25 protein-coding genes are annotated in these 23976 nt (G+C 67.8%); 18 read left to right on the top strand and 7 right to left on the bottom strand.

Annotated elements, in window-relative coordinates; all coding sequences use genetic code 11:
- The first annotated feature begins 27 nt into the window (after window positions 1-27).
- The 17 genes from E3O22_RS03555 (at window position 28) to csrA (ending at window position 14925) form a co-directional block, all read left to right on the top strand.
- Entirely contained in the window at window positions 28-480 is a 453-nt protein-coding gene (locus E3O22_RS03555) for a flagellar hook assembly protein FlgD (protein ID WP_370448426.1), read from the top strand.
- Window positions 481-533: 53 nt separating this feature from the next.
- Window positions 534-1706, top strand: coding sequence for a flagellar hook protein FlgE (locus tag E3O22_RS03550; RefSeq protein ID WP_134395488.1), 1173 nt, complete (start codon window positions 534-536; stop codon window positions 1704-1706).
- A gap of 93 nt (window positions 1707-1799) precedes the next feature.
- A complete protein-coding gene (locus tag E3O22_RS03545) occupies window positions 1800-2150 on the top strand; it encodes an HPF/RaiA family ribosome-associated protein (RefSeq protein ID WP_134395487.1) in 351 nt (116 codons plus the stop codon).
- A 75-nt stretch (window positions 2151-2225) separates the two neighbouring features.
- Window positions 2226-3821, top strand: a complete 1596-nt coding sequence (locus E3O22_RS03540; RefSeq protein ID WP_134395486.1) for an ABC-F family ATP-binding cassette domain-containing protein — start codon at window positions 2226-2228, stop codon at window positions 3819-3821.
- A gap of 516 nt (window positions 3822-4337) precedes the next feature.
- Window positions 4338-4649 carry a flagellar FlbD family protein gene (locus tag E3O22_RS03535; RefSeq protein WP_134395485.1) on the top strand — a complete coding sequence of 104 codons (312 nt, stop codon included), beginning with the start codon at window positions 4338-4340 and terminating at the stop codon, window positions 4647-4649.
- Window positions 4649-5497, top strand: a complete 849-nt coding sequence (locus E3O22_RS03530; protein ID WP_134395484.1) for a motility protein A — start codon at window positions 4649-4651, stop codon at window positions 5495-5497. Before E3O22_RS03535 ends, E3O22_RS03530 begins: the two co-directional genes overlap by 1 nt.
- Window positions 5494-6429: a flagellar motor protein MotB gene (locus tag E3O22_RS03525; RefSeq protein ID WP_134395483.1), complete on the top strand. Its 936-nt coding sequence runs from the start codon at window positions 5494-5496 to the stop codon at window positions 6427-6429. The genes E3O22_RS03530 and E3O22_RS03525 overlap by 4 nt, the downstream gene beginning before the upstream one ends.
- Window positions 6430-6490: 61 nt before the next feature.
- Window positions 6491-7378, top strand: coding sequence for a flagellar motor switch protein FliM (locus tag E3O22_RS03520; RefSeq protein ID WP_134395482.1), 888 nt, complete (start codon window positions 6491-6493; stop codon window positions 7376-7378).
- On the top strand, window positions 7375-8079 hold the full coding sequence (gene fliN, locus E3O22_RS03515) for a flagellar motor switch protein FliN (RefSeq protein WP_134395481.1): 705 nt from the start codon (window positions 7375-7377) through the stop codon (window positions 8077-8079). The genes E3O22_RS03520 and fliN overlap by 4 nt, the downstream gene beginning before the upstream one ends.
- On the top strand, window positions 8080-8607 hold the full coding sequence (locus tag E3O22_RS03510) for a flagellar biosynthetic protein FliO (protein WP_134395480.1): 528 nt from the start codon (window positions 8080-8082) through the stop codon (window positions 8605-8607). It begins immediately after the preceding gene.
- 50 nt (window positions 8608-8657) lie between these two features.
- Window positions 8658-9452 (top strand): flagellar type III secretion system pore protein FliP, encoded by a 795-nt coding sequence (fliP, locus tag E3O22_RS03505; RefSeq protein WP_134395515.1) that lies wholly within the window; start codon window positions 8658-8660, stop codon window positions 9450-9452.
- Window positions 9452-9727 carry a flagellar biosynthesis protein FliQ gene (gene fliQ / locus E3O22_RS03500; RefSeq protein WP_104099307.1) on the top strand — a complete coding sequence of 92 codons (276 nt, stop codon included), beginning with the start codon at window positions 9452-9454 and terminating at the stop codon, window positions 9725-9727. Before fliP ends, fliQ begins: the two co-directional genes overlap by 1 nt.
- On the top strand, window positions 9727-10485 hold the full coding sequence (locus tag E3O22_RS03495) for a flagellar biosynthetic protein FliR (RefSeq protein WP_134395479.1): 759 nt from the start codon (window positions 9727-9729) through the stop codon (window positions 10483-10485). Before fliQ ends, E3O22_RS03495 begins: the two co-directional genes overlap by 1 nt.
- Window positions 10486-11610, top strand: a complete 1125-nt coding sequence (locus E3O22_RS03490) for a flagellar biosynthesis protein FlhB (protein ID WP_134395478.1) — start codon at window positions 10486-10488, stop codon at window positions 11608-11610.
- On the top strand, window positions 11607-13658 hold the full coding sequence (locus E3O22_RS03485; protein ID WP_134395477.1) for a flagellar biosynthesis protein FlhA: 2052 nt from the start codon (window positions 11607-11609) through the stop codon (window positions 13656-13658). Before E3O22_RS03490 ends, E3O22_RS03485 begins: the two co-directional genes overlap by 4 nt.
- Window positions 13633-14655 (top strand): hypothetical protein, encoded by a 1023-nt coding sequence (locus E3O22_RS03480; protein ID WP_134395476.1) that lies wholly within the window; start codon window positions 13633-13635, stop codon window positions 14653-14655. The genes E3O22_RS03485 and E3O22_RS03480 overlap by 26 nt, the downstream gene beginning before the upstream one ends.
- Before the next feature lie 9 nt (window positions 14656-14664).
- Complete coding sequence (gene csrA, locus E3O22_RS03475; protein WP_134395475.1) at window positions 14665-14925, top strand: carbon storage regulator CsrA; 261 nt, start codon at window positions 14665-14667, stop codon at window positions 14923-14925.
- A 255-nt stretch (window positions 14926-15180) separates the two neighbouring features.
- On the opposite strand, the gene E3O22_RS03470 is transcribed toward csrA, so the two are convergent.
- The 6 genes from E3O22_RS03470 to E3O22_RS03445 all read right to left on the bottom strand — a co-directional run bounded on the left by E3O22_RS03470 (window position 15181) and on the right by E3O22_RS03445 (window position 21974).
- Window positions 15181-16317 (bottom strand): DUF222 domain-containing protein, encoded by a 1137-nt coding sequence (locus tag E3O22_RS03470; protein ID WP_134395474.1) that lies wholly within the window; start codon window positions 16315-16317, stop codon window positions 15181-15183.
- Window positions 16318-16595: 278 nt separating this feature from the next.
- Window positions 16596-17684 (bottom strand): glycosidase, encoded by a 1089-nt coding sequence (locus tag E3O22_RS03465; protein WP_134395473.1) that lies wholly within the window; start codon window positions 17682-17684, stop codon window positions 16596-16598.
- Between the two features lie 2 nt (window positions 17685-17686).
- Window positions 17687-18520: a carbohydrate ABC transporter permease gene (locus E3O22_RS03460; RefSeq protein WP_134395472.1), complete on the bottom strand. Its 834-nt coding sequence runs from the start codon at window positions 18518-18520 to the stop codon at window positions 17687-17689.
- Window positions 18517-19473 (bottom strand): carbohydrate ABC transporter permease, encoded by a 957-nt coding sequence (locus tag E3O22_RS03455; RefSeq protein WP_134395471.1) that lies wholly within the window; start codon window positions 19471-19473, stop codon window positions 18517-18519. Before E3O22_RS03455 ends, E3O22_RS03460 begins: the two co-directional genes overlap by 4 nt.
- A 3-nt stretch (window positions 19474-19476) precedes the next feature.
- The gene (locus tag E3O22_RS03450) at window positions 19477-20763 is read right to left on the bottom strand and encodes an extracellular solute-binding protein (RefSeq protein ID WP_134395514.1); all 1287 of its coding nucleotides are present in this window, start codon (window positions 20761-20763) and stop codon (window positions 19477-19479) included.
- A gap of 134 nt (window positions 20764-20897) precedes the next feature.
- Complete coding sequence (locus E3O22_RS03445) at window positions 20898-21974, bottom strand: LacI family DNA-binding transcriptional regulator (RefSeq protein ID WP_241976497.1); 1077 nt, start codon at window positions 21972-21974, stop codon at window positions 20898-20900.
- A 146-nt stretch (window positions 21975-22120) separates the two neighbouring features.
- On the opposite strand from E3O22_RS03445, the gene E3O22_RS03440 reads away from it, so the two are divergent.
- Window positions 22121-23560, top strand: a complete 1440-nt coding sequence (locus tag E3O22_RS03440) for a lipase maturation factor family protein (protein ID WP_134395470.1) — start codon at window positions 22121-22123, stop codon at window positions 23558-23560.
- Here the strand turns inward: E3O22_RS03440 and E3O22_RS03435 are convergent.
- Entirely contained in the window at window positions 23532-23957 is a 426-nt protein-coding gene (locus tag E3O22_RS03435; protein WP_134395469.1) for an RNA-binding S4 domain-containing protein, read from the bottom strand. The two genes, E3O22_RS03440 and E3O22_RS03435, sit on opposite strands and share 29 nt — an antisense overlap.
- Between the last annotated feature and the right edge of the window lie 19 nt (window positions 23958-23976).

Below are 23976 nucleotides of genomic sequence, written 5' to 3'. Positions count from 1 at the left end.
ACCCCACCATCCCAGAAGAGAGACCCTTTGACCATCGACGCGTTGGCAGTAGCCGCCCCGGCCGGGATGTACTCGACCGCCCCCGTGCGCGCCCCGAAACAGACCCTGGATTCCGAGGCGTTCATGTCGTTGCTGGTCACCCAGCTGCGTAACCAGGATCCCAGTTCGCCCATGGACACCAACCAGATGATCTCTCAGACCACGCAGCTGGCCATGATGGAGAAGCTCGCGGCGCTCTCAACGACCGCCGACGAGAACTTCTCCCTGCAGATGCGCGTTGCCGCAGCGGCCCTGGTCGGACAGGACGTCACCTTCACGCGGGCCGACGGCACCGTGGGCACCGGTACCGCCTCGAGCGTCTCCTACGCCGGGGCCGTTCCCCAGGTCACCGTCGACGGGACCCTCGTCGCCCTCGACCTGGTGACCGGCGTCACCTCGGGCGCGAGCGCCGCCGGCACCACCCCCGGCCTCTCCGCCTGACCCGCACCTCACATCCGTTCTCGTTCTCGTTTCCCACCGAAAGGCAGCACCCCATGCTTCGCTCCCTGTACTCCGGCATCTCCGGCCTCCGCTCGCACCAGACCATGCTCGACGTCACCGGCAACAACATCGCCAACGTCAACACCACCGCGTTCAAGGCGTCGGCCGTACAGTTCCAGGACACCCTTTCGCAGCTGAAGCAGGGTGCGGGCGGCCCCCAGGAGCAGGTGGGCGGCACGAACCCGGCCCAGGTCGGGCTCGGCGTGCAGGTGGCCGGGATCGCCACGAACTTCTCCCAGGGCTCCGCGCAGTCCACCGGGCGGGCCACCGACATGGCGATCTCCGGCGACGGGTTCTTCGTCACCCAACTGGCTGGCGAGACGCTCTACAGCCGTGCGGGAGCCTTCGACTTCGACGCCGAGGGTCGCCTGGTCTCCCCGGACGGTGCGATCGTGCAGGGCTGGAACGGCGCCAACGGGCAGATCAACGAGGGTGGCCCGGTGGGCAACATCACCCTGCCGCTGCAGGCCATGATCCCGGCGAAGGCAACCGGTGGCGTCACCATGGTCGGAAACCTGCCGGCGGATGCGGCGGCAGGCTCCGACATCGTGCGCGACGTCAAGGTCTACGACGCGCTGGGTGCCGCCCGTACCCTGTCGGTCACCTTCACGCGTACGACCACCGGCTGGACCGCGAGCGGCACCGACGCGGTGGGTACCGGCTCCGCGGCCTTGACCCTCGACGCAGAAGGTGTGCTCACGCCAACCGGTCCGTTCATCGTGAACGACGTCACAGTGAATCTGACCGCCCTGACCGGGCAGGCGGGCCTGAGCACGGCCACGATCAGCAGCCAGGACGGTTCCACGGCGGGTTCCCTCCAGTCCTTCACCCTCGGCAAGGACGGAACCCTGGTGGGCCTGTTCAGCAACGGCAGCCAGACAGCCATCGCCCGCATCGCCCTGGCCACCTTCACCAACCCGGGCGGCCTCGAGAAGTCCGGTTCCTCGGCCTACCGCGCCACCTTCAACTCGGGCCAGGCGGCTCTCGGCGCCCCCGGTGACGGCGGCCTCGGCTCGCTCAGCGGCGGCACCCTCGAAATGTCCAACGTCGACCTGTCGCAGGAGTTCACCAACCTGATCGTCGCCCAGCGCGGCTTCCAGGCGAATGCGCGCATCATCACCACCTCCGACGAGGTGCTTCAGGAGCTCACCAACCTGAAGCGGTAGCACCTACGCCGATAAGCAGCGTCGGCGGGGCGTCAGGCCGCACATTTTTGCGCGCCATACTGGAGTGACCGACGTTTCAACTGAGGAGCAAAGATGCAAATCCTGGTCAACACCGACAACAACATCGCGGGTACGGACGCAGTCGTGGCGGAGGTGGAGTCCTCGGTCGAAACTGTTCTCGCCCGATTCAGCTCCCGGTTGACGCGGGTCGAGGTCCACCTCAGCGACGAGAGCGCAGGCAGGGCGACGACCGACGACATCCGTTGCCTGCTCGAGGTGCGTCCCGCCGGGGGTAACCCCCTCGCGGCAACCGACCATTCCGCCACGATGGCCGGGGCCGTCAGCGGTGCGCTGCACAAGCTGGCCAGCGTGCTCGAGACCACGTTCGGTCGCATGGACGACCACAAGGGCGCATCCGCCATGGGTGACGACCACACGCCCTGAACCGCCTGTCCGACACGGTAAAGTTGGCCGTCCGCCTCGCCCGGGGGCTGAACCGAACCCGAGAGGACGGCCACAGTGAGCCTGATCAGGCTGAACGACGTCAGCATCCGTTTCGAGAACACCCAGATTCTGCGTGAGACCTTCTTCCGACTGGAACCAGGCGACCGGGTGGGACTGATCGGCCGCAACGGGTCAGGTAAGTCGACGATTCTCAAGCTGGTCCTCGGCCAGGTGAGCGCGGATGCCGGCACCGTCACCCTCGAGGCCGGCACCCGGGTGGGCTATTTCTCCCAGTTCTCCGAACTGAACGGCGATTCCACGATCACCGAGGTGCTCGACGGCCTGTTCGCCCCGATCAAGGCCCTCGAGGCCGAGCTCGCGTCGATCGACGCCCAGATCGCGGCGGATTCCGCGCAGAGCGCCGAACTCGACCGGCTGATCCACCGCCAGGCGGCGCTGTTCGAAGACATGGACCGCCTCGATGGTTGGGACTACCCGCGGCGTATCGATGCCGCGCTGACCACCCTCGGGTTCGACGAGGCCCACCGCGTCTGCGCCATCGATTTGTTGTCTGGCGGTTGGCGCAACCGGGCGGCGCTGGCGAAGATCCTGCTCGAGCGGCCCGACGTGCTGCTCCTGGACGAACCAACCAACTACCTGGACGTCGCCGGCGTCGAGTGGCTCGAGGCCTGGTTCCGCTCATTCCGCGGTGCGGCCATCATCGTCTCGCACGACCGCCGGTTCCTTGACGGAGTCGTCACCCGCATCATCGAGGTCGAGAACTACCACCTGCACGAGTACCCCGGCAACTTCGGCGACTACGTGGTGCAGAAGCAGTTTCGCCTGAAAACCCTCGAGCAGCAGTTCCTGCACGAGTCGGAACTGCTCGCTTTCGAGGCGGAGGGGATCAGCGACCGCCGCGAGGCCGCAAAGGCTGCCAGCCGCACCCTCGACAGCCAACTCGCGCACATCAAGAAGACCCGCAGCCCGCGGCCCGTCGACACGATCATCACCGAGATCTACGGTGGGCTGCATGTGAAGGACTCACTCTGCCGCATCGAGTCACTCAGCAAGTCCTACGGCGAGAAGGCGCTGTTCACCGATCTCACCTTCGAGATCCGGCGCGGCAACCGCATCGTGGTCCTGGGCTCCAACGGCAGCGGCAAGACCACCCTGCTCCGGGTACTGGCGGGGGAGGAGAAGGCCGATTCCGGCGAGATGGCCTGGGCCTCCGGCGCCGCCGTGGTCTCCTACAACCAGGTGCTCGACGGCCTTGACGACGATGACACCGTCAGCCACTCCGTGAACGCGATGCCGGGCAGTCTCGCCTTCACAGCGACCCGCAAGTCGGTCAACCGGTTCCTCGCGATGTTTCAATTCTCCGAGGCCGACCTCAAGCAGAAGATCGGCAACCTCTCCGGCGGGCAGCGGGCCCGCGTCGCCATGGCACAGTGCTTGCTGTCCGGGGCCGCCGTGCTCCTGCTCGACGAACCGACGAACCACCTCGACATGGCCAGCACCCAGGTGATGGAGCGCGCCCTCATCCACTTTCCGGGGGCCGTGGTGGTGGTCAGCCACGACCGGTTCTTCACCGACAAGATCGCCACCCGGCACCTGATTTTCGGCAGCGAAACGGCCGCGCCCGGCGAGATCCTGGTGCGCGCGGCGTAACCAATTCGACGGAGATTCTGGCTCTCCGCACTCCTCCGTCGGTGCCGTCCCGGCGGAGCCCGTGCGTGCGGTCAACTCAGGACATCCGGCGGCCGGGTTGACCGTCCGCCGCGGACCTGTGCGGAAGCAGACCGGATTTCCGGCTCGGCCAGACGGATCTCCTGAGTTGGCCACAATCGGCGACGGATGTACCGCAATGCTCGTGCGGTTCGGACATCGACCTCCCGTTCCGTTCGACCCGAACCCATTCGACGGAGATTTTCGGGGTGGAGCGCGATATTCAGGGTTTCGCAGCGTTGTGGCTACAATCTGCGTCGAATTCGTTCGAGGCGGAGGCCGCGCGTGCACTACGACGGTCAGGAAAGCCACACCTGCGCGCGCCGCGACGGATGTGGTCGTCCGGCTTTCCAGGTCAGGTCATGGGCTCGATGCGGCCGGCAGCTAACGCGCCCGGGCGGGCGGCCGACAGTGAGGCGTAACGGTTGCTGGAACCGTTCTGAACCCAGGGTGGACACCATGATCGTTGTGACGCGGCTGAACAACAGCCAGTTCGCGATCAACCCGGACCTGATCGAGCGCATCCACGCGAGCCCCGACACGACCCTGGTCATGGTCGACGGCGCCAAGTTCATCGTCACGGAGACCCTCGACGACGTCATCGAGAAGATCGCCCGGTTCCGGGCCCATGTGATCTCGCTGGCCTACCTGACGTCGGACGCCGACTATCGGCCGGGCATCCGTTCGCTCGAAATCGTCGAGGGGCCGCACTTGATCGAGGAAATCATCGAACCGGGCAGCACGGTTCCCGCCCGCCCGCGGAGGCTCTGATGGATCCGGCAACCCTGGTCGGCATCGCCATCGCCTTCGGCTCACTCTTCGCCATGATCACCCTCGAGGGCAGCAGCTTGCACTCGATCCTTCTGCCGGCACCGATGATTCTCGTCTTCGGCGCCACCATCGCTGTCGGCATCGCCGGCGGCACGATCAGGGACGCAATTTCGGCGTTCAAAGCCGTGCCCGCAGCCTTCATCGGCAAGACCACCCCGCCGCAGCAGGTCATCGACCAGGTGGTCGGCCTCGCCGAGAAGGCCCGCAGTTCCGGTCTGCTCGCCCTCGAGCAGGAGGCTGATAACGTCGCCGACCCGTTCCTGCGTGGCGCCCTGCAGAACATCGCCGACGGTACCGACGGCGATGAGCTGCGCATCCTGCTGGAAGACGAGCTCGCGACCGCCACCAAGGAGAGCCGCAACGCTGCCAAGTTCTTCACCAGCCTCGGCGGCTACGCGCCCACGGTCGGCATCATCGGAACCGTCGTCTCGCTCACGCACGTGCTCGAGAACCTCGACACCCCGTCCACCCTCGGCCCGATGATCGCGGCCGCGTTCGTCGCGACCCTGTGGGGCCTGCTCACGGCCAACTTCCTCTGGCTGCCGATCGGCAGCCGGCTCAAGCGCCTCAGCGACATCGAAGTCGAACGGATGACCCTGCTCCTGGAGGGTGCGCTGGCCGTGCAGGCAGGCAGTCAGCCTCGGCTCCTCGGCGAGAGACTGCGCGCCATGGTGCCCGCGCCGGCCTCCGCCAGGGCAGGCAAACCAGGCAAAGCGGGCAAACCGGGCAAACCCGGCAAGGGCCCCAAGGCGGACAAGGCGGACACGTCTCTGCCGAAGGCCGCATGAGCGGGCACGGCCGCGGGCGGAGCCGCCGGCGGGGCCTCGAGGAGGAGCACGTCGAACACGTCGACGAGCGGTGGATGGCGTCGTACATGGACATGGTCACCGTGCTGATGTGCATGTTCATCGTGCTGTTCGCGATGTCCTCCGTCGACCAGGAGAAGTTCCTGCAGCTGAAGAACTCGCTCGCGACCGGGTTCGGGGCCACCGACGTCGGCAAGGTCGACACGGCCAAGGGTGTGGTCGTGACCACGGACAAGGTCGCCCAGTCCGAGGTGACCGGGTTCACCGACATCGACCTCGCGGCGGCAGAGGTCACGGACCTCACCGCGGTAAAGGACGCCCTGCAGGCCGCAGTGGATGCCCAGGGCGTGGCCCAGGAGGTGCAGTTCACCATTGACGAGCGCGGTCTGGTCATCGGACTGATCGGCTCCGAGGCGTTTTTCGAACCCAACCTCGCCAACCTGAGCCGCCAGGCCGTGCAGGTCCTCGACGCGGTGGCGCCGATCCTCTCCGCCAACACCCGCGAGGTCAAAGTGGAGGGCCACGCCGACCGGCACGGCGTCACCACCAACTACCCCACCGACTGGGAGCTGTCCGCCGGCCGGGCGACCGCCGTGCTCCGCCGCCTGGTCGAGTTCGGCGGCGTGGGTCAGGAACGGATCTCCGCCGTCGGCTACGGCTCGGCCCGGCCGGCCGCGGAGGGCGCCGATCTGGCGGCCCAGGCGCAGAACCGACGGGTCGACGTGGTGCTCCTCTCCAGCCAGCCGGAGGCGGTGCGCACGCTGATCCCCGACATCGTCTCGGGTTTCACCGTCGTCGGCACGGAACCTGCTGCAGACACGGGAACCACGGAAACCGTGGGAACCACGAAGAAGGCGAAAACCACGAAGACCGCGGGAACCGAAGTCGACAAAGACGCGGAAAAAGCACACTGAGCTGCTAACCATCCGTTTTCCCTGACCGATAGTCCTCACCGTGACGGTCCAGGAACAAGCAGTGATTGGTGTGCCCGCTTCGGCGAAGCGCACGGTCGAGGTGTACGACTTTCGTCGCCCGACAACGCTCGCACGCGAGCACTCCCGGGTGCTCGAACTCGCCTTCGAAACCTTCGCGCGCCAGTGGGGCACCCAGCTCACCGCCAAGGTGCGCGTCATGTCCCAGGTAAAATGCGACCACGTGCTCATGCGCACCTACGACGAATACGCGTCGTCGCTGCCTGCCACGACCGCCATGGTGCTCTGCCCGGTGAGTGGCATCTCCGCGAAAGCCGTCGTGCAGTTCCCGACCTCCGCGGCCCTGTCCTGGGTGAGCCACATGTTGGGCGGAACCGCGGTCACCATGCCGCCGGAACGGGCGTTCACCCAGATCGAGCTGGCCCTGGTGCGCCGGCTCATGGACGACGCCCTCGAGGACCTGCGGTACTCGCTGGGTTCCCTGCTCGTGCACACGATCACCGTCGGCGGCATCCAGTACAACTCCCAGTTCGCCCAGGCCGCAGCCACCGCCGACCTGATGATCGTCGCCAGCTTCACGATGCGCATCGGCGACGCGTCCTGCGCCGCCACGGTCGCCCTTCCGGCGGAGGCACTGTTGCCTCAACTCGTCGAGTCGGCTCCGGAGGCCGGAAGTGCCGATCCGGCCGACCTGCTGCGCGCCCAGCTGGCCCAGGTCCCGGTGGATGTCTCCTTGCAGCTGACGCCCGCGCTGGTTCTGCCCAGCGTCGTGCTGGGTCTCGCCGTGAATGATGTGCTGCCCCTCCCGCACCCCCAGCACCGCCCGCTCGACGTGGTCGTCGACGGCCACACGCTCGCCCGCGCCGCCGTCGGTTCCAACGGCTCCCGGCTGGCCTGCATCGTCATCGACACCGAGGAGTCCACCCCATGACCGTCATCCCCATCGCCGTGCAGACGGCGGCCGTCGAGGCCCTGCTGGACGTGCTCCCCACCGTGACGCGGCTCCGGGCCGAGCCCTGCTCCGGTGCCGCTCTCGCCGGCCGGCTCGGCACCGCCGCGGTCGCCTCCTTCGTCGGCGTCACCTCCGCGGATCTCGCCGTCGTGCTTGCGGACCCGGCCGCGCTCGACTCCGCGTCGGGCCTCGATTCCTCGCTGATCTCCCGTCAGGACGTCCTGCGCCCGGCGTTGGAGAGCGCGTCCGGCGTCTTCGGGATCGGGGTCCTGGGGGACACCCGGTCCGACGACGCCACGGCCCTGTTCGCGGATCCCGCCACCAGCGTCTTCGAGCTGACCGGCGACGGCCAGATCACCGGCTGGTTCGCCGTGCGACTGCGTGACAACGGCGTCTCCACCGGTGCGGCCAGGTCCAACCAGTCCGTGTCCGGCAAGCTCGGCCGGATCAACAGCGTGCAGATGGCGTTGACCGTGGAAATCGGGCGTACCCGCATGTCGGTGCGCGACGTGCTCTCGCTCGAACCGGGCGCCGTCATCGAACTCGACCGGTCCGCCGGGGCTCCCGCGGACATCCTGCTCAACGGCCGGCTGATCGCGCACGGCGAGATCGTGGTCGTGGACCAGGACTACGCGGTGCGGATCACCCAGATCCTCGATGTGGCCGAAAGCCTGACCTAGGTGGACACCATCCTGGTCGCGCTCCGGGTGGCGCTGTCCCTGGCCGCCGTGCTGGGGCTGCTCTGGGTGCTCCAGCGCAAGCTGACGAAGGGCACCCTCGGTGGCCGCACCCCGAACCTGGTCACCGTGGTGGGCCGGCAGGGCGTCGGCCAGAAGGCATCCGTCGTCGTCGTCGACATCGAGGGCCGCCGGTTCGTGCTTGGCGTGACCGAGCAGTCGGTCAGCGTGCTGCACGACGGTCAGGCGCCGACGGATGCCGCGGCGCCCCTCCCGGCGCCCCTCACCGCCGCCCTGGCCGCCACCCTTCCCGGACGTCGAGGGCACCACCCCGCGGCCGACTTCGCGCGCGAGCTCGACCAGGCAACGCACGCCGCGCACGCCGGCGCCCCTCACGACGGCGAGGAACTCACGCCGCCGCTCATCCTCCGGCCGCGCCGGGACCGCGCCACTCCGGGCCGGATCGGCGGGTCGATCCTGTCTCCCGCCACCTGGCAGCAGACCGCTGCCGCCCTCCGGCAGGGCCGGTGACGCTCGCAATCGTGCGCCCGGATCGAAACCGGGACATCGCCCGGTACCTGATGATGGCGGCCCTCGTGCTCGTGATCGTCGTGGCATTCGTGCTGCTCGTGGCGCCGGCGGGCCATGCCGCCCCGACCGACCCGGTCACGCCGACCGACCCGGTCACCCCCACGGAACCGGGCGGCGGCGGGCTCAACGTGCAGATCAACGGCCCGAACGGCGAGCCGTCCTCGGCGATCGTGACCCTGATCGGGATCACCCTGCTCTCGATCGCGCCGGCCCTGCTGCTGATGATGACCAGCTTCACGAAGATCTTCGTTGTGCTCGCGATGACCCGCAACGCGCTCGCGCTGCCGTCGATCCCGCCGAACCAAGTACTGGCCGGCCTGGCCCTGTTCCTGTCGCTGTTCATCATGTCGCCGATCCTCACCGACATCAACGACGGCGCCCTGCAGCCGTACCTGAACGGCACCATGTCCTTCGACGACGCCGTCCCACTCGGTTCGAAGCCGCTGCGCACGTTCATGCTCGCTCACACCCGGGAGGAGGACCTCGCCCTGATGACCCGGGCCGCCGACCAGCCGAACCCGGAGACCCGCGAGGCCGTGTCGCTGCTCACGCTGATCCCGGCGTTCATGATCTCCGAGCTACGTGCCGCGTTCATCATCGGGTTCGTCATCTTCGTGCCGTTCCTGGTGATCGACCTCGTCGTGTCCGCCGCGCTGATGTCGATGGGCATGATGATGCTGCCGCCGGTGATGATCTCGCTGCCGTTCAAGATCCTCCTGTTCGTGCTCGTCGACGGCTGGGGTCTGATCATCACGACCCTCGTCTCCAGTTACCGGGGTGGCTGATGGACACCAACGCCGTCCTCGATATCGGGCTGCAGGGCATCCTGATCGCCGGCAAGCTGTCCGCTCCGATCCTGATTACCGCCCTAGTCGTCGGTTTCGCCATTTCCCTGCTGCAGTCGATCACCCAGATCCAGGAGGTGACGCTGTCGTTCGTGCCTAAGGCCATCGCCGTGGCGGTGGCACTGATCATTTCCGGGCACTGGATGATCTCCGAGATGGTGTCCTTCACCGAGATGCTCTTCGCCAAGATCCCCGGCCTCATCGGTGGTGGCTGATGAACATCACCCTTGACTTCGCCTGGATCGAAGCCACCATGCTCGCGGGCGTGCGCATGGTGGCGTTCCTCGTCGTGGCGCCCCCGTTCTCCTACAACGCGTTCCCCCTGCGGATCAAGGGGATGCTCGCCCTCGGCCTGGCCCTGGCGGTCTCGCCGCGGGTCACGCCGGGCTGGGTCTCGCCCGACACCGGCGGTTTCTTCGTCGCCCTGCTCCTCGAGATCGTGGTCGGCGGCGTGCTCGGCTTCCTGGTGCTCGTGGTCTTCTCCGCCATCCAGTCCGCCGGCAACCTGATCGATATGTTCGGCGGCTTCCAGCTGGCCCAGGGTTTCGACCCGCAGGCCATGGTCAACGGTGCCCAGTTCACGCGGCTGTACCAGATGACCGCGCTGGCGCTCCTGTTCGCCTCCGGCGGCTACCAGCTGATCCTTGGCGGCATCACGCGCACGTTTTCGGCCCTGCCGATCGGGGGCGGCATCGACCTCGCGGTGCCGATGCAGACCGTGACAGTCGCGGTCGGCCAAATGCTGCTCTCCGCCGTGCAGATCGCCGGACCGCTGATCGTCGTTCTGTTTCTCGCCGACGCCGGACTGGGCCTGCTCACCCGGGTGGCCCCGGCCCTCAACGCGTTCGCGCTCGGGTTCCCGCTCAAGATTTTGATCACGTTCACGCTGGGCGCCGCCGGGTTCGTGGCCCTGCCGCGCATCGTCGCGTCGCTGACCGACGACGCCGTCACCACCATGCTGGGGGTGAGATAGCTGTCCGACTCCGGTGAGAAGACCGAACAAGCCACCGACAAACGGATGCGCGAGGTGCGGTCCAAGGGCCAGCTCTCCAAGTCCCAGGACTTGACCGCGTGGATCGGCATCGGCGCGGCCGCCGCCATGAGCCCCGTCACCATCGGTCTGGCTGCGGACGCCGGAACCGACCAGATGATCCGTATTCGCAGCCTCGTCGCCAACCCGCAGCCGGACCTCGCCGTGCAGATGCTGGTGGACTCGCTGGCCTCGATGGGAACCATCCTCACCCCGATGCTCGCGACGGTGTTCGTCGTCGTCCTCGTGGGCGCTGTGGCGCAGGGCGGCGTGCACTTCAAGAAGGTCGCCGGAAAATACGAGCAGTTCAACCTGGTGACCGGCCTCGGCCGCACCTTCGGCGGCCAGGCCGTGTGGCAGGGCGTCAAGGCGCTGCTCAAGACCATCGCCGTGGGTCTCGTGCTGGTGCTCGTGGTGCAGGGACTCGCGCCCATCCTGATGACGGCCGGGGGACTGCCCGTCTCCGTGCTGATCGGAGCGGCCGGTGACGGCGCGACTGCTCTCGTGCAGTCGGCGGTCATCGCCGGCCTGGTACTCGCCGCCGCGGACGTGTTCGTCGTGATGAAGCGCAATCGCAAGCGCACCCGCATGACGAAGAAGGAGGTCACCGACGAGAACAAGAGCTCCGAGGGTGACCCGATGGTCAAGTCGCAGCGTCGGGCCCGGCAGCTCGCCATGAGTCGCAACCGCATGATCGCCGCCGTCGCCACGTCCGACGTCGTGCTGGTCAACCCCACCCACTTCGCCGTCGCCCTCCGCTACGAGCCGGGCAAGTCCGCCCCCCGGGTCGTTGCCACGGGAGCGGGAGTGATCGCGGCGCGCATCCGGGAACAGGCGGAGACCGACCGGGTCCCCATCGTGCGGGACATCCCGCTCACCCGTGCCCTGCACAGCGCCTGCCAGTTGGGTGACGAGATCCCGGTGGAGCTCTACAACGCCGTCGCGCAGGTGCTCGCCTTCGTTCTCGCACTGAAGTCCCGCGGCTCTGGAGCCGGCGGACGCGCCGGCCATGGTTCCCGCGTGCACACCCTCGACGATCGCGTCCTGACGGCCGGAGGCCACCGATGAACAGCAATCTCGCCAAACTCGCGGTGCCGGTCGGGGTGGTCGGGATCATCCTGCTACTCGTCGTGCCGGTGCCCGCCGTGCTGCTCGACGTGCTGATCATCGTCAACATCCTCCTGGCGCTGGTCACTCTGCTGACCACAATGTTTGTCAAAAAGCCCCTCGATTTCTCCGTTTTCCCGTCGCTGTTGCTCGTCGCCACCCTGTTCCGGCTGGGCCTGAACGTGGCCTCGACCCGGCTCGTACTCGGCGACGGCTACGCCGGGCAGGTGATTGCCGCGTTTGGCGACGTCGCCGTAGGAGGGTCGCTCATCATCGGCGCTGTGATCTTCCTGATCCTCGTCGTGATCCAATTCGTGGTGGTCACCAAGGGTGCCGAACGCGTCGCCGAAGTCGGTGCGCGGTTCACCCTCGATGCCATGCCCGGCAAGCAGATGGCCATTGACGCCGACCTGAATGCCGGCCTGATCACCGACGTGCAGGCCAGGGAACGCCGGGCCGAGGTCTCCGCCGAGGCGGACTTCTACGGTGCCATGGATGGCGCGTCGAAATTCGTCAAGGGTGACGCGATCGCCGGCATCGTCATCATCATCATCAACCTGATCGGCGGCATCGCGATCGGCATGATTTCGCGCGGACTGTCCGTCACCGAAGCCATGAGCACCTACTCCCTGCTCACCATCGGCGACGGCCTCGTGACGCAGATCCCGGCCCTGCTGATGGCGGTCTCGACAGGCATGATCGTGACCCGCTCCAACGCGGAGTCCGACATCGGCGAGGCAGCCTCCGGCCAGCTCACCCAGTCCCGCAACGCACTGATGATCGCGGGCTGCGCGGCCCTCCTGATGGCCCTGATCCCGGGCATGCCGATCATCCCGTTCGTGGTGATCGGGCTGGGGCTGATCCTCTTCGCCCGCCGGATCAAGGCAGGGGAGAGCCGCGACCAGGCGGGCCGGGATGCCGGTGTCGCCGCCGAGGCGATGGCGCCCCGCTCCGACACACCCGAAGACCTGATTGAAACCATGCGGGTGCACGCCCTGGAGATCCTGTTGGCCCCTGACCTCGTCGACCTTGTCTCCGGAGCCCAGGACGATCTCCTGGCTCGCGTGCGTGCCCTGCGCCGCAAGGTTGCCATCGACCTCGGCGTGGTGGTGCCGCCCGTGCGCACCCGCGACAGCATGGACCTGCCCTCCTCCACCTATTCGATCCGGATCGCCGGCGTGGAGGCCGGCCGCGGGGTCGCCCCGGCCGGCAAGGTGCTCGCCCTCGGCGACGCCCTCGACTCGCTGCCGGGCCAGGCCACGGTGGAGCCCGTGTTCGGCCTCACCGGCAAGTGGGTGCCCAGCGAGATGCGGCACAGCGCGGAGATGACCGGGGCCACGGTCATCGACCGGGTGTCGGTGCTCATCACCCACCTGTCCTCGATCATCACCGGCAACGCGGCGAGGCTCCTCACCCGCGAGGACGTGCGGGTGCTCACCGAGGGGGTGCGGCTGGTCAATCCGTCCGCCGTGGAGGATCTGATCCCCGGGCTGCTCTCCCTCGCCGAGGTGCAGCGTGTGCTGCAGGGTCTGCTCGCGGAGCAGATCCCGATCAACGACCTGCCCCGCATCTATGAGTCCCTCTCCCTGCGCGCCAAGGTGTCGAATGACCCGGAGGGCCTGATCGAGACGGCCCGTCAGGCGCTGGGCCCGGCTCTCACAGCGCAGTATCTCGACGACGGGCTGCTCCGGGTGATCATGATCGAACCCGCCCTGGAGCAGTCCATGCTGGAGGGGATGCGTCCCTCCGACCAGGGCACCCAGATCCTGTTGGAGCCAAACCGGGTCGACGCCATTCTCGGCTCGCTGAAGGAGGCGCTGGGCAACGTCGAAGCGGCCGGACTCTCCGCGGTGCTGGTCTGCGCGCCGGCGCTGCGCCCGGCCATCCGTCGACTGGTGTCGGCGCAGTCCGGCGGCATCTCCGTGTTGTCCTATCAGGAGGTCACCTCGGCGAACGTGGCCATCGAAACGGTGGGAGTGGTACGTGGAACCGAGTCGATTTCTGCTTGAGGGTTCATCCCTCCAGCAGCTGAAGGCACGCATCCTTGCCGAGCACGGGGCGGATGCGCGCATCGTGGCCGCCGAACGGGTCACCGTCGGCGGCATCAAGGGCTTCTTCGCCCGCCGGCACATCGAGGTCACGGTCGAGGTGCCGCAGCGGCGGCGGCGCGCGGCCCACTCCCGGCTCGACGTGCAGGCCCGGCTCGGCATCGCCGCGCTTCTTGACGATGCCGACGCGGTGGAAGCGGGCCTGCACCGCGCCGCGGCACCCGTCTCCTCCCCGCCCCTGTCGACCGCGACGGACGGCTTCGCCCGCCTGATGGACGAACTCACTTTCGCCACCCAGGAACCCCACCCGCCGGTGCCGCCCATTCCCGCGCCGGCGGCCGCCCAGGAGGGCGGCAGGCGCAGGGACGCCCGGCTGAGAGAGAGCGAGCAGGCGTCCGCCGAAGCGGCGGTGCCGCGGCCGCTGCCGGGTGTCGGAAACCTCGTTCTCGTCGTCGGGTGGCGGGATGCCGCGTTGCGGATTGCGCGGGAGCTGGCCGTCGCGCACGGTTCGGCTGAGGTCCTCGTGGCCGGCACGATCGACGTCGGAGCGCCTGCCGCGGCCGGGCTCGCGCGGATCCTCGACCGGCGCACGGCGCTGGAGGCACGGGCCAGGGGAGTCAAGCTCGGACAGACCGGAATTCTGGCCTTCGGTCTCGGTGCCGACCCGGCCACGGCGGACAACTACGCCGCATTGGTGGCCGCGCTCGGTGCCGAGCAGGTCTGGCTGGTCGTCGATGCCGGCCGCAAGCCCGCAGACACCGCCCGGTGGGCGGCCGAGGTTGCCCAGAGCGTCCACGTCGACGCGATCGCGGTGACGGGCTATGACGACACCGTCTCGCCTGAGACCGTCGATGAGCTTCACATCCCCATCGGCTGGGTCGACGGCACTCCGGCCGCGGCCAGCACCGTGGCCGGAATGCGGCGACGACTCGCGGGCCGGCCCGACCGGTCAAGCTAGGCTGGTCGGGTGCTGGTTCTAACACGCAAACAGGGGGAGAAGATCCTCATTGGTGACGACATCGTCATCACCGTTCTCGACGTGCGCGGTGACAGCATCCGGATCGGCGTTGACGCTCCCCGGGGCGTGCGCATCCAGCGGGACGAGGTGCTTCGCGCCGTGACCGAGGCGAACATCGCGGCGAGTCTCGCGAGTCAGGGCGACGCCGACGGCGAGGCTCGCCTCAAGGCCACGCTCGCCCTCCTCCCCACCGCGCCGCCCGCCGAGTAGCGCGCCGCACCCAGCCGCACCCGCCCCCGTCGCGGTGGTCCAGCCTGTCAAGAGCCGGGACCAGAGCCACGCCCTGCAGCCCCACTCGCTTGCTCGGCAGTGCGATCAGTGTCTGCTTCGGGTCGTTCTCGACCGGTGGTCGGAGCCAGTACTGGTTTCCGGTGCGGGTGATCTTCCAGTGCTGGTTGTGTAGCAGCAGGTGGTGCGGGTGGCAGAGCAGTGCTCCGTTGGCGAGGTTGGTGTTCCCGGTGTCCTTCAGCCACTCGTTGATGTGGTGGGCCTCGGACCAGGCCGGTGACCGGTCGCAGCCGCCCCAGAGGCATCCGCCGTCACGTACCCCATTGCGGTCCGCTGTGCCTCGGTGAAGAGTCGTTCGTCGCGGCCGACGTCGATGATCTGGGCTTCCGCGTCGAACTTGATGCCGCGGGTGCCGGTCTCGCAGAGCAGCCGGTCGATGGTTTCCTGCGAGATCGGCACCGGGTTGCCCTCGATCTGCCCGTGAGCGGCGGGTTCGGTCGTTCCCGTCTCTTCGCCCGGGACCGCCGTGAGCGCCTTTTCGGTCACGATGACCCGCACCGAGGGTCGCGACCACCGCAGACCCGGCCGGGGCCGGCCTCGCCGGCGATCTTCAGCAGCTGCAGCAGAGAGTCCGCGGCGATCTGGTCGGTGCTGCGGGGGTCGTCCTGCATCTTCTTCGCCCAGGCGGTAGATCTTCAGGTAGCGGTCGTCGTGGGTTTGCTTCTCGCGGGCGGCGATGCCGGCCTCGTCGAGCCGGTCGCGCATCCGGCGGGCCCGTTTGAAGACCTCGTCGGCATTCACCGTTGACGCCTCGGTGAGGAGCGCCGCGAGGGCCGCCGCGAGCTTCTCCGCGGTGACCGGGGCGTCGATCTGGCCGAGTCCGGCCCGGATCGACTCGGCCGCGTCGACGGAGAGGGTGCCGGCGGTCACGGCCCGGGCGATCGGCGCCTGCCACGGCACCCTCGCGACGAACTCAGCGACCTCGACAGCATCCGCGTCGGGCGTCGAGAGCGTCGAGAGCGTCGCGTCGACCAGCTTGTCGGCCGCCTCGGTGTCGGCCATCATCGTGCCGACCGCGACGAGCTTGTACGCATCGCCCTTCGAGGAGCCGGTCCAGTTCTGGATGAGGGCCTCCGGCGAGAGGAACCCCTGCTGCGCGGCCAGCCCCGAGTGGCCGAGCTCCGGGCGGGACCGGCGGGCGATGGTTGCGGCCATCAACGCGGCGCGGGTGTCAAGCAGCCTGCGGGCCGCTGCGATCTTCTTCTGACCGGCCAGCACGGCGGCGTCGGGCAGGGCCTCATAGTCGGCGCTCGAGGAGCCCAGCAGGGCCACGGCATCGGCCGCCTGCCAGAGGTCTTCCGCGAGGTTCCTCATGGTACGAGGATACCTCAATTAGCACACGTAGTCGAGAGTCCGTCACTTATTTTGGTCTATATTGGGTACGAACTTCGAAGACGTGTCCAGTCCGTTTCCGGGGGGTCAGCCCTGGTCTCGGCCACCGGCGCGAGTTCGCCTCGGAGGCCGGACGCGCGCGGGTGCCGGTTCTCGGCGCATGTCCTACCGTGCGCCTGCTGCCACACCCTGCGCCAGGAAAACCGAAGGCGGCCTCCCGGGGCTGAGCCCCGGCGAGAACGCCACCAACGGACAAGCGCTCAAGCGCTCGAGCGCGCCGACGAGCCCAGGCGATCCAGGCGCGCCACGCCGATCTTCGAGTCGGCCATGCCGTAGAACACGAACAGCTGCCCCTCGATCTCCTCGATCGCGGTCGGGAACACCACGTTCGGCACGATGCCGCTGATCTCGTCGGGCGTCTCCGCCTTGAGCAGCGGCTCCGAGGTGCGCATCAGCACGATGGTCGGGTCATCCGCGTCGAGAATCATTGCTCCGGCCGAGTAGTTCACCTTCTGCTGCTGCGAGAACGCGCCGTTGATGGTTCCGGTGACCCCGTGGTGCATCAGCAGCCAACCCTCCGGCACCCGCAACGGGGCGGGGCCGCCGCCGATCTTCAGCTCTTCGAACGCGAATTCCGGCCCGGCCAGGAAACGGTGGCCGCTCCAGAAGGTGAGCTTCGTGATGTCGGCGAGCACATCCGCGACCGGCAGATAGCTGATCCAGATACTCTGCCGGGTGTCGGTGACGCCGGCGGGAACACGGATGCCCTCACCCGGCTTGACCTCGCCCAGGTCCCACATCGGACGGTGGAGCACGGCGAAGCACTCGACTCCATGCGGGCCGGCGACCGGCTCCGGGAAGAACACGGTGTCCTTGTTGTGGAACAGGTTCAGGTCCATGTCCAGCGTGTCGTCGAAGGCGAACAGCGCCGGACCGAGCCGGCGCCACTCGCGCAGGTCCGAGGACACGGCAACGGCCGTGCGCGGGCCGAGCGGGCCGTAGGCGACGTAGGTCATCACGTGTAGTCCGAGCCGGGGGACGAAGGTGATCCTGGGATCTTCCACGCCGGCGTTGTTCGCGCCGCGCTCCCAGCCGCGGTCCGGCGCAAGAACGACACCCTCGCGTTCGACGCCCGTGGGAATGCCGTCGGTGATGATGACCTTTGCGAGTCCGACACGGGAGACGTTTCCGGTGGCGACCAGTCGGGGGAGCAGGTACAGAGTTCCGTCGGCAGAGTGCCCGGTGCCGGGGTTCAGCACCCCCTCGGCCTCGAGGTCGTTGCCCGCTTCAGGCGTCATGATGACGCCCATTCGGGTTAGGGTGTAGGGGAATTCGGTGGGGTTGGGCATTTCTAACCTTTCACGCCGGAGCCGATATTGTTCGACACGAAGTGCCGTTGGAAGAGGATGAACAGGATCACAGCAGGGGCGGCCAGGACGCAGGCCCCGGCGAGAACCGCCCCGAACGGGTTCGCCGCTGTGGCGGCGATATTGCTGAGGTAGTTGGCGAGTGACACGGCGAGAGGCTGGAGGGATGCCTCCTTAGTGATCAGGAACGGCCAGAGGAATTCGTTCCACGGTCCGATGAAGGTCAGCAGCACGACGGTCAGCAGGGCCGGCCGCACCAGTGGCAGGGCGATCCGCCGCAGGATTCGCAGTTCGCCGGCGCCGTCGATGCGGGCGGCATCGAACAGATCCTTCGGAATCTGCAGGAAGTACTGCCGGAAGATGATCACGGCCGTCGAGTTGATGGCGAACGGCAGGATCATGCCCAGATAGTTGTCGGCCAGTCCGTAGTCCCGGGCGATCATCACGTAGAGCGGGATCATCAACAGTTGGAACGGCACGACCTGCACGAGCAGTGCGAGAGCGAAGGTGACTCCGCGTCCGCGCCACTGCAGCTGGGCGAGGGCGTAGCCCACCAGAACACCGAAAACAACGGTGCAGAGAATGACGCCACCCGTGAAGATCCCCGAGTTGAGCAGCCCCTGCAGCAGGTTGATCCGGCTGTTGATGTCACCGTAGTTGTCGAGCGTCAGGTTGGCGGGGTTCGGGAACGCGCCGGCGACAGTCGGGTCCGGTTTCTTCTGGAGCGAGCCGATGACCATGTAGTAGAAGGGGAACAGGAACACAAGCGCCCCGATCGTGAGCACCACACCCCGCAGGGTGTTCTGCCCGCGGCTCATGATTCGTCACCGCCTGCAAGCTTGCGCTGGATGAACGCGAGGACGAGAACTCCGATCACGAGGATGACGCCGATCGCTGCCGCCGTGTCGGGCGACCCCTGTTCGATCCCGCGCTGGTACATCATCAGCACGGGTGACGAGGATGCACCGTTCGGGCCGCCGCCGCCGGTGAGCAGGTACGGCTCGGTGAAGAGGTTGGCGCCGGTGACCGTCGAGAGCAGCAGCACGAGCACAGTCGCCGGGCGTACGCCCGGCACGGTGACCGAGAAGAAACTTCGGATCCTGCCCGCGCCATCCGTCGAAGCGGCCTCGTACAGTTCCTCCGACACGTTCTGCAGGGCGGCCAGGTAGAGCAGGATGAAGAATCCGAGGCCTTTCCAGGTCACGAAGATCGCGATGGTGGGCATGGCCCAGTCCTCGTTGATCAGCCACGCCGGATCGGGCGCGAGCGGCCCGAGAATCTGGTTCACGAGGCCGTTGCCGCTGAACAGGAAGATCCAGACGCCGACAACGGCGACGCTCGCGGTCACATAGGGCACGTAGTAGGCAACGCGCAGGAAGGTACGGAACCGCACCGCCTTGTTCAGGGCGGTGGCGAGCATGAGCGAGAGAATGACCGTCAACGGCACGTTGATCAGCAGGAAGACTCCCACGTTGCCGAAGGAACGGATGATGGCCGGGTCGGCCAGCACTTCCCGAAAATTGTCCAGGCCGACGAATGGCCGGTCCACAGTGGCGCCGGGTGCTGCGAAGAAGTAGTCGTGGAACGACATCCAGAAGGCGAAGACCAGCGGGTAGGCGAAGACGGCCAGAACGAAGATGAGGTAGGGGGCGCTGAGCAAAAGCCCGAATGGGTTCTTGCCCAGAAGGGGGTGTTTGCGCCGGCGGGGGCCCCCGCCGGGAGGAGTTGTGCTCCTCCCGGCGACGGTCCGACTCGCGGTTGACTGGGACATCCGTTACGGCTTGGAGATCAGGGTGTTGATCTTCTCGGCGGCGGAGTCGAGGGCCGCGGGGATCTCACCCTCGCCGGTGATAACCGACTTCGTGTACGCGTCACGGAAGGCCTGCCAGGCGGCGACCGAGCTGGAGACGTTGGGAACCTCGACCATGCGGGATGCCTGGTCGCCGAACTGCTCGTAGGCCGGGTTGGCCGCGAAGTACTCCGGGTACACCGTGGGGAGGTCCTCGCGGAGCGGCATCTGGCCGGTCAGCTCGAGAAGCTGTCCGTCCTGTTCCTCGCTGGTGGCGAATTTCAGCACATCCCAGGCGGTGGCCTGGTTCTCGCAGGCCGTGAACATTCCGACGTTCTTCGCGTCACTGAACGTGTAGGTTTCCTCGGCCGGAGTGCCCTCGCTGGTGGGAACGGGAACCGCACCCCAGTTCACGGCGTCCTTGTACACCGACACGGCCCACGGGCCGACGATGGACATCGCGGCCTGGCCATCGGCGAACGAGTCGCCCTGGTACTGCTCTTTGCCGGCGAGACCCTCGGCGTACAGGGTCTTCCAGAACTCCGCGACCTTCGCGCCGTCCTCGTCGTTGAAGGTGGCCTCACCGTCTTCGATCAGCTGCGTGCCACCGGTTTCGGCGGCGTAGAGCGGGTAGAAGTCGAACCAGCTCTGGAAGAACTGGCTGGTCGGGGCAGGGTAGATGGCGTTCGGCGCGGCGCCGCTCTCGACGAGGGTGCGCGAGGTCGCCAGGAATTCGTCGTAGGTGGCCAACTGGGGGTTCTCGGCGTCGAGTCCGGCGGCGGTGAACATGTCCTTGTTGTAGAAGATCATGACGGGGTTGGACTTCCACGGCATCTGGAAGTACTTCGCGTCGGCGCCCTGGTATTGCTCGGCCGTGTCGCCGCTGCGTGCCTCGATGTAGGCGGCGCCGTCCTCGAAGCTGGAGAGGTCGACGAGACCACCCTGCTTCTCGAACTGCGGCACGGCGACCGGGGCCGTGTTGAATACGAGGCAGGGGGCGTTGCCGGCCGTGATGGCGGCACCGATGACCTCCTCGCTGCTCTTACCGGCCGGGATTTCCTGCGCCTTCACCTTTTCATCCGGGTTCTCGGCGTTCCAGGCCTCCACCATCTGCTTGCCCCAGGCGATCTCGGTTTCGTTGTTCGAGTACCAGATCGTGATCGGCCCGCGGTTGGTCGCCGCGTCACCCGTCGTCCCCCCGGACGCGCAAGCGCTCAGTGCCAGGGCCACTGCGGCGGATGCCGCCGTGACGGTGAGAATCCGCCTGGCCATTCCATTGCTGTGCATGTGGTGCTCCATTTCTCAAAAACCGCAGCAGCCTTGCTGCGGTGAACCTGTGTCAGCCCTGTGTGTCAGCCCTGTGTGTCAGCGCTCTGGGTCGGCCGGTCTGGGTCGGCGGCTCTGGGTCAGCCGTGGGGCGGGGCGGTCGACCCGCGCACCACGAGCCGGGCCGCCGGGAGATCCACGTCGTCCGCCGAGCCGTTCTCCATCAGGGCCAAAAGCGTGCTCGCCGCCGCACGGCCCCACACCATCGGTGCTGCGCTGACGGTGGTCAGGGGCGGGTACACGTAACGGCAGAAGTCGATGTCGTCGTAGCCCGTGATCGAGAGGTCGTCGGGGACCCGCACGCCCAGCTCGTGCGCCATGCCGAGACCGGCGATGGCCATCGGGTCGTTGGCGTAGACGATCGCAGTCGGGGGTGTGTCCTGGGTCAGGAGGCGCCGAGTGGCATCTGACCCGGCGCCCACGGAGAAATCGGTCTCGACGGTCTGCCCCTCCGGCAGGCCCGCCTCGCGCAGAGCGGCGGCAAAGGCCGCGCGCCGGCGGCTGCCGTGTAGCAGCGTCGGGCTGCCCGCGACGTGCGCAATGCGGCGGTGGCCGAGGGTGGCGAGGTGAGCGACGGATGCCATCACACCCGGTGTGTCGTCCACGGTCACCGCGGGGAAGGGGCTGGGCCCGTCGGGGCGTCCGAGCGTGACCGCCGGCAGACCCAGCTCGGCGAGGAGCGGGATGCGCGGGTCGCCGTGGCGGAGGTCGCTGAGGAAGACCCCGTCGACGCGCCCGTCCGCCACGAGCGAGCGGTAGGTCTTCAACTCGGTCTCCTCGTCGGGAACGACGCTGAGCACGAGGGCGCGACCCTCCGGGGCAAGGATGCTCTCGACGCCCGCGATGAAGGAGGGGAAGAACGGGTCGGAGGCAATCACGTCCGGGTTGCGGGCGATCACGAGGCCGAGCGCGTAGGACCGCTGCGTGGAGAGTGACCGGGCGCGGAGGGACGGCTTCCAGCCCAGCTCCTTGGCGACCTGAAGGATGCGCACCCGGGTCTCGGGGGCGACACCGGGCCGGTTGTTGAGGGCGAAGGAGACGAGGCCCTTGCTGACGCCGGCCCGCTTGGCGACCACCTCGATGGTGACCTTGGGGGAGTTCGCGACCGACGTCGGGGCGGACTGAGCGGTGGTGATGGCAGGAGTATGCGCAGGCACGCTTCAGGGCCTCCTCATTGACAGCCGACCCAACCTGAACCGGTTTAGAAAGACTAGACCGGTTTAGTTCCCCCCGTCAAGGGGACGGCTCCGATTACAGCCGGTCCGATTGAACCCGGGCCGGGGAAGGCCTAGATTGTGCGCAAATGGACTGGTTCGGTGCCGGAGAATATGAGATCGCGCGGCAGGTGCTGCAGCGCGGGGTGGCTGCCTGCTACCTGATCGCCTTCGTTTCGGCCGTCAACCAATTCCCCGCGCTGCTCGGCGACCATGGCCTGCTCCCGGTGGCCCGTTTTGTGGCCCACGTGAGGTTCAGCGAGTCGCCGAGTATCTTCCACTGGCATTACTCCGACCGGATGCTGCGTTCCCTGGCCTGGTCCGGCGCCGCCGTGGCGGCCGCGCTCGTGGCCGGCCTGCCGCAGCTCGGGCCGCCCTGGCTGCCGATGGTCGCTTTCCTCCTGCTTTTCGTGGGCTACCTGTCGATCGTCAACGTCGGCCAATCCTTCTACTCGTTCGGCTGGGAGAGCCTGCTGCTGGAGGCCGGTTTCGTGGTGGCTTTCCTCGGCTCCGAGCAGGTGGCCCCTCCGCTCTTCGTGATCCTGTTCTGCCGCTGGCTGCTCTTCCGGCTGGAATTCGGCGCCGGCCTGATTAAGATCCGCGGCGGCCGGGAGTGGCGAGACCTGACCGCCCTCTATTACCACCATGAGACGCAGCCGATGCCGAACCCGCTCAGTTGGTTCGCACATCACCTGCCCCCGTGGTTCCACCGTGGGGAGGTGATCGGCAACCACTTCGCGCAGCTGGTCGTGCCGTTCTTCCTCTTTGCACCCCAGCCCGTCGCATCCGTCGCGGCCCTGATCGTGATCCTGAGCCAGTTCTGGCTCGTGCTCACCGGCAACTTCGCCTGGCTGAACTGGATCACCATCGTGCTGGCCTTCTCTGCCGTCGACGACGCCACGCTGCGCGCGGTGCTGCCGTGGCTGCCGGCCGGGGAGGCCGCACCGGATGGCCCGCTCTGGTTCATGATCGTGGTCAGCCTGGCCACGGCCCTGCTTCTGGTGCTCAGCTACTGGCCGCTTCGCAACCTGTTCGCCCGCCGGCAACTGATGAATGCGAGCTTCAACCGGTACCACCTGGTGAACGCCTACGGTGCGTTCGGCACGGTCACCCGGCAGCGCCACGAGGTGGTCGTCGAGGGCAGCGACGCCGTCGACCCGACCGACGAGTCGGGCTGGCGCGCCTACGAGTTCCGCGGCAAGCCCGGCGACCCCGGACACCGGCCCCCCCAGTTCGCGCCGTACCACCTGCGCCTGGACTGGCTGATGTGGTTCCTGGCGCTCGGCGACCCGGGCACCCGCTGGTTCGAGATGTTCCTGGCCCGCCTCCTCGAGGGCGACCGACCCACGCTGCGGATGGTGCGGGTCAACCCGTTCCCGCAGGCCCCGCCGCGCTACGTGCGCGCCCGGGTCTACCGCTACCGCTACTCCACTCCGGACGAACGCCGCGAGACCCGGGAGTGGTGGGTGCGCTCGGAGGTCGGCCTGCTCGTGGCCCCCATCACCCTGACCTGGAGGTACCGTGCCTGACGTCGTCGGGGCTCGGCGGCAGCACCTCGGGCGCCCGGAGCTTGTCGATCTCGCGGCGTTCGCGCTTGGTGGGACGGCCGGCGCCGCGGTCCCGCATCGGGAGGAGCGCCACCTCCTCGCGCGGGGGCGGCGGGGGAGTCTGGTCGACGAAGCACTCCGCCGCGACTGGCGCGCTGACCCGTTTGACCATGATCTTCGCCACGACCAGGATTCGGTCGAAACCGCTGATGCGCACCCGCACCTCGTCGCCGATCCGCACGGTCTGCGCGGACTTGGCCCGCTCACCGTTCACCTTGACGTGACCGGCTCGGCAGGCGGCCGTGGCCTGGGAACGGGTCTTGAACATCCGCACGGCCCAGGTCCAGCTGTCGACACGGGCGGTGGTCAGAGGCTCCATCCCTCGACTCTACGGCCCC

This window comes from Cryobacterium sp. TMT2-18-2 (genome assembly GCF_004402245.1).
GTDB classification, from domain to species: domain Bacteria; phylum Actinomycetota; class Actinomycetes; order Actinomycetales; family Microbacteriaceae; genus Cryobacterium; species Cryobacterium sandaracinum.
The sequence above is the reverse complement of the archived record's forward strand: the minus strand, read 5'-3'. Positions and strand labels throughout refer to the sequence as shown.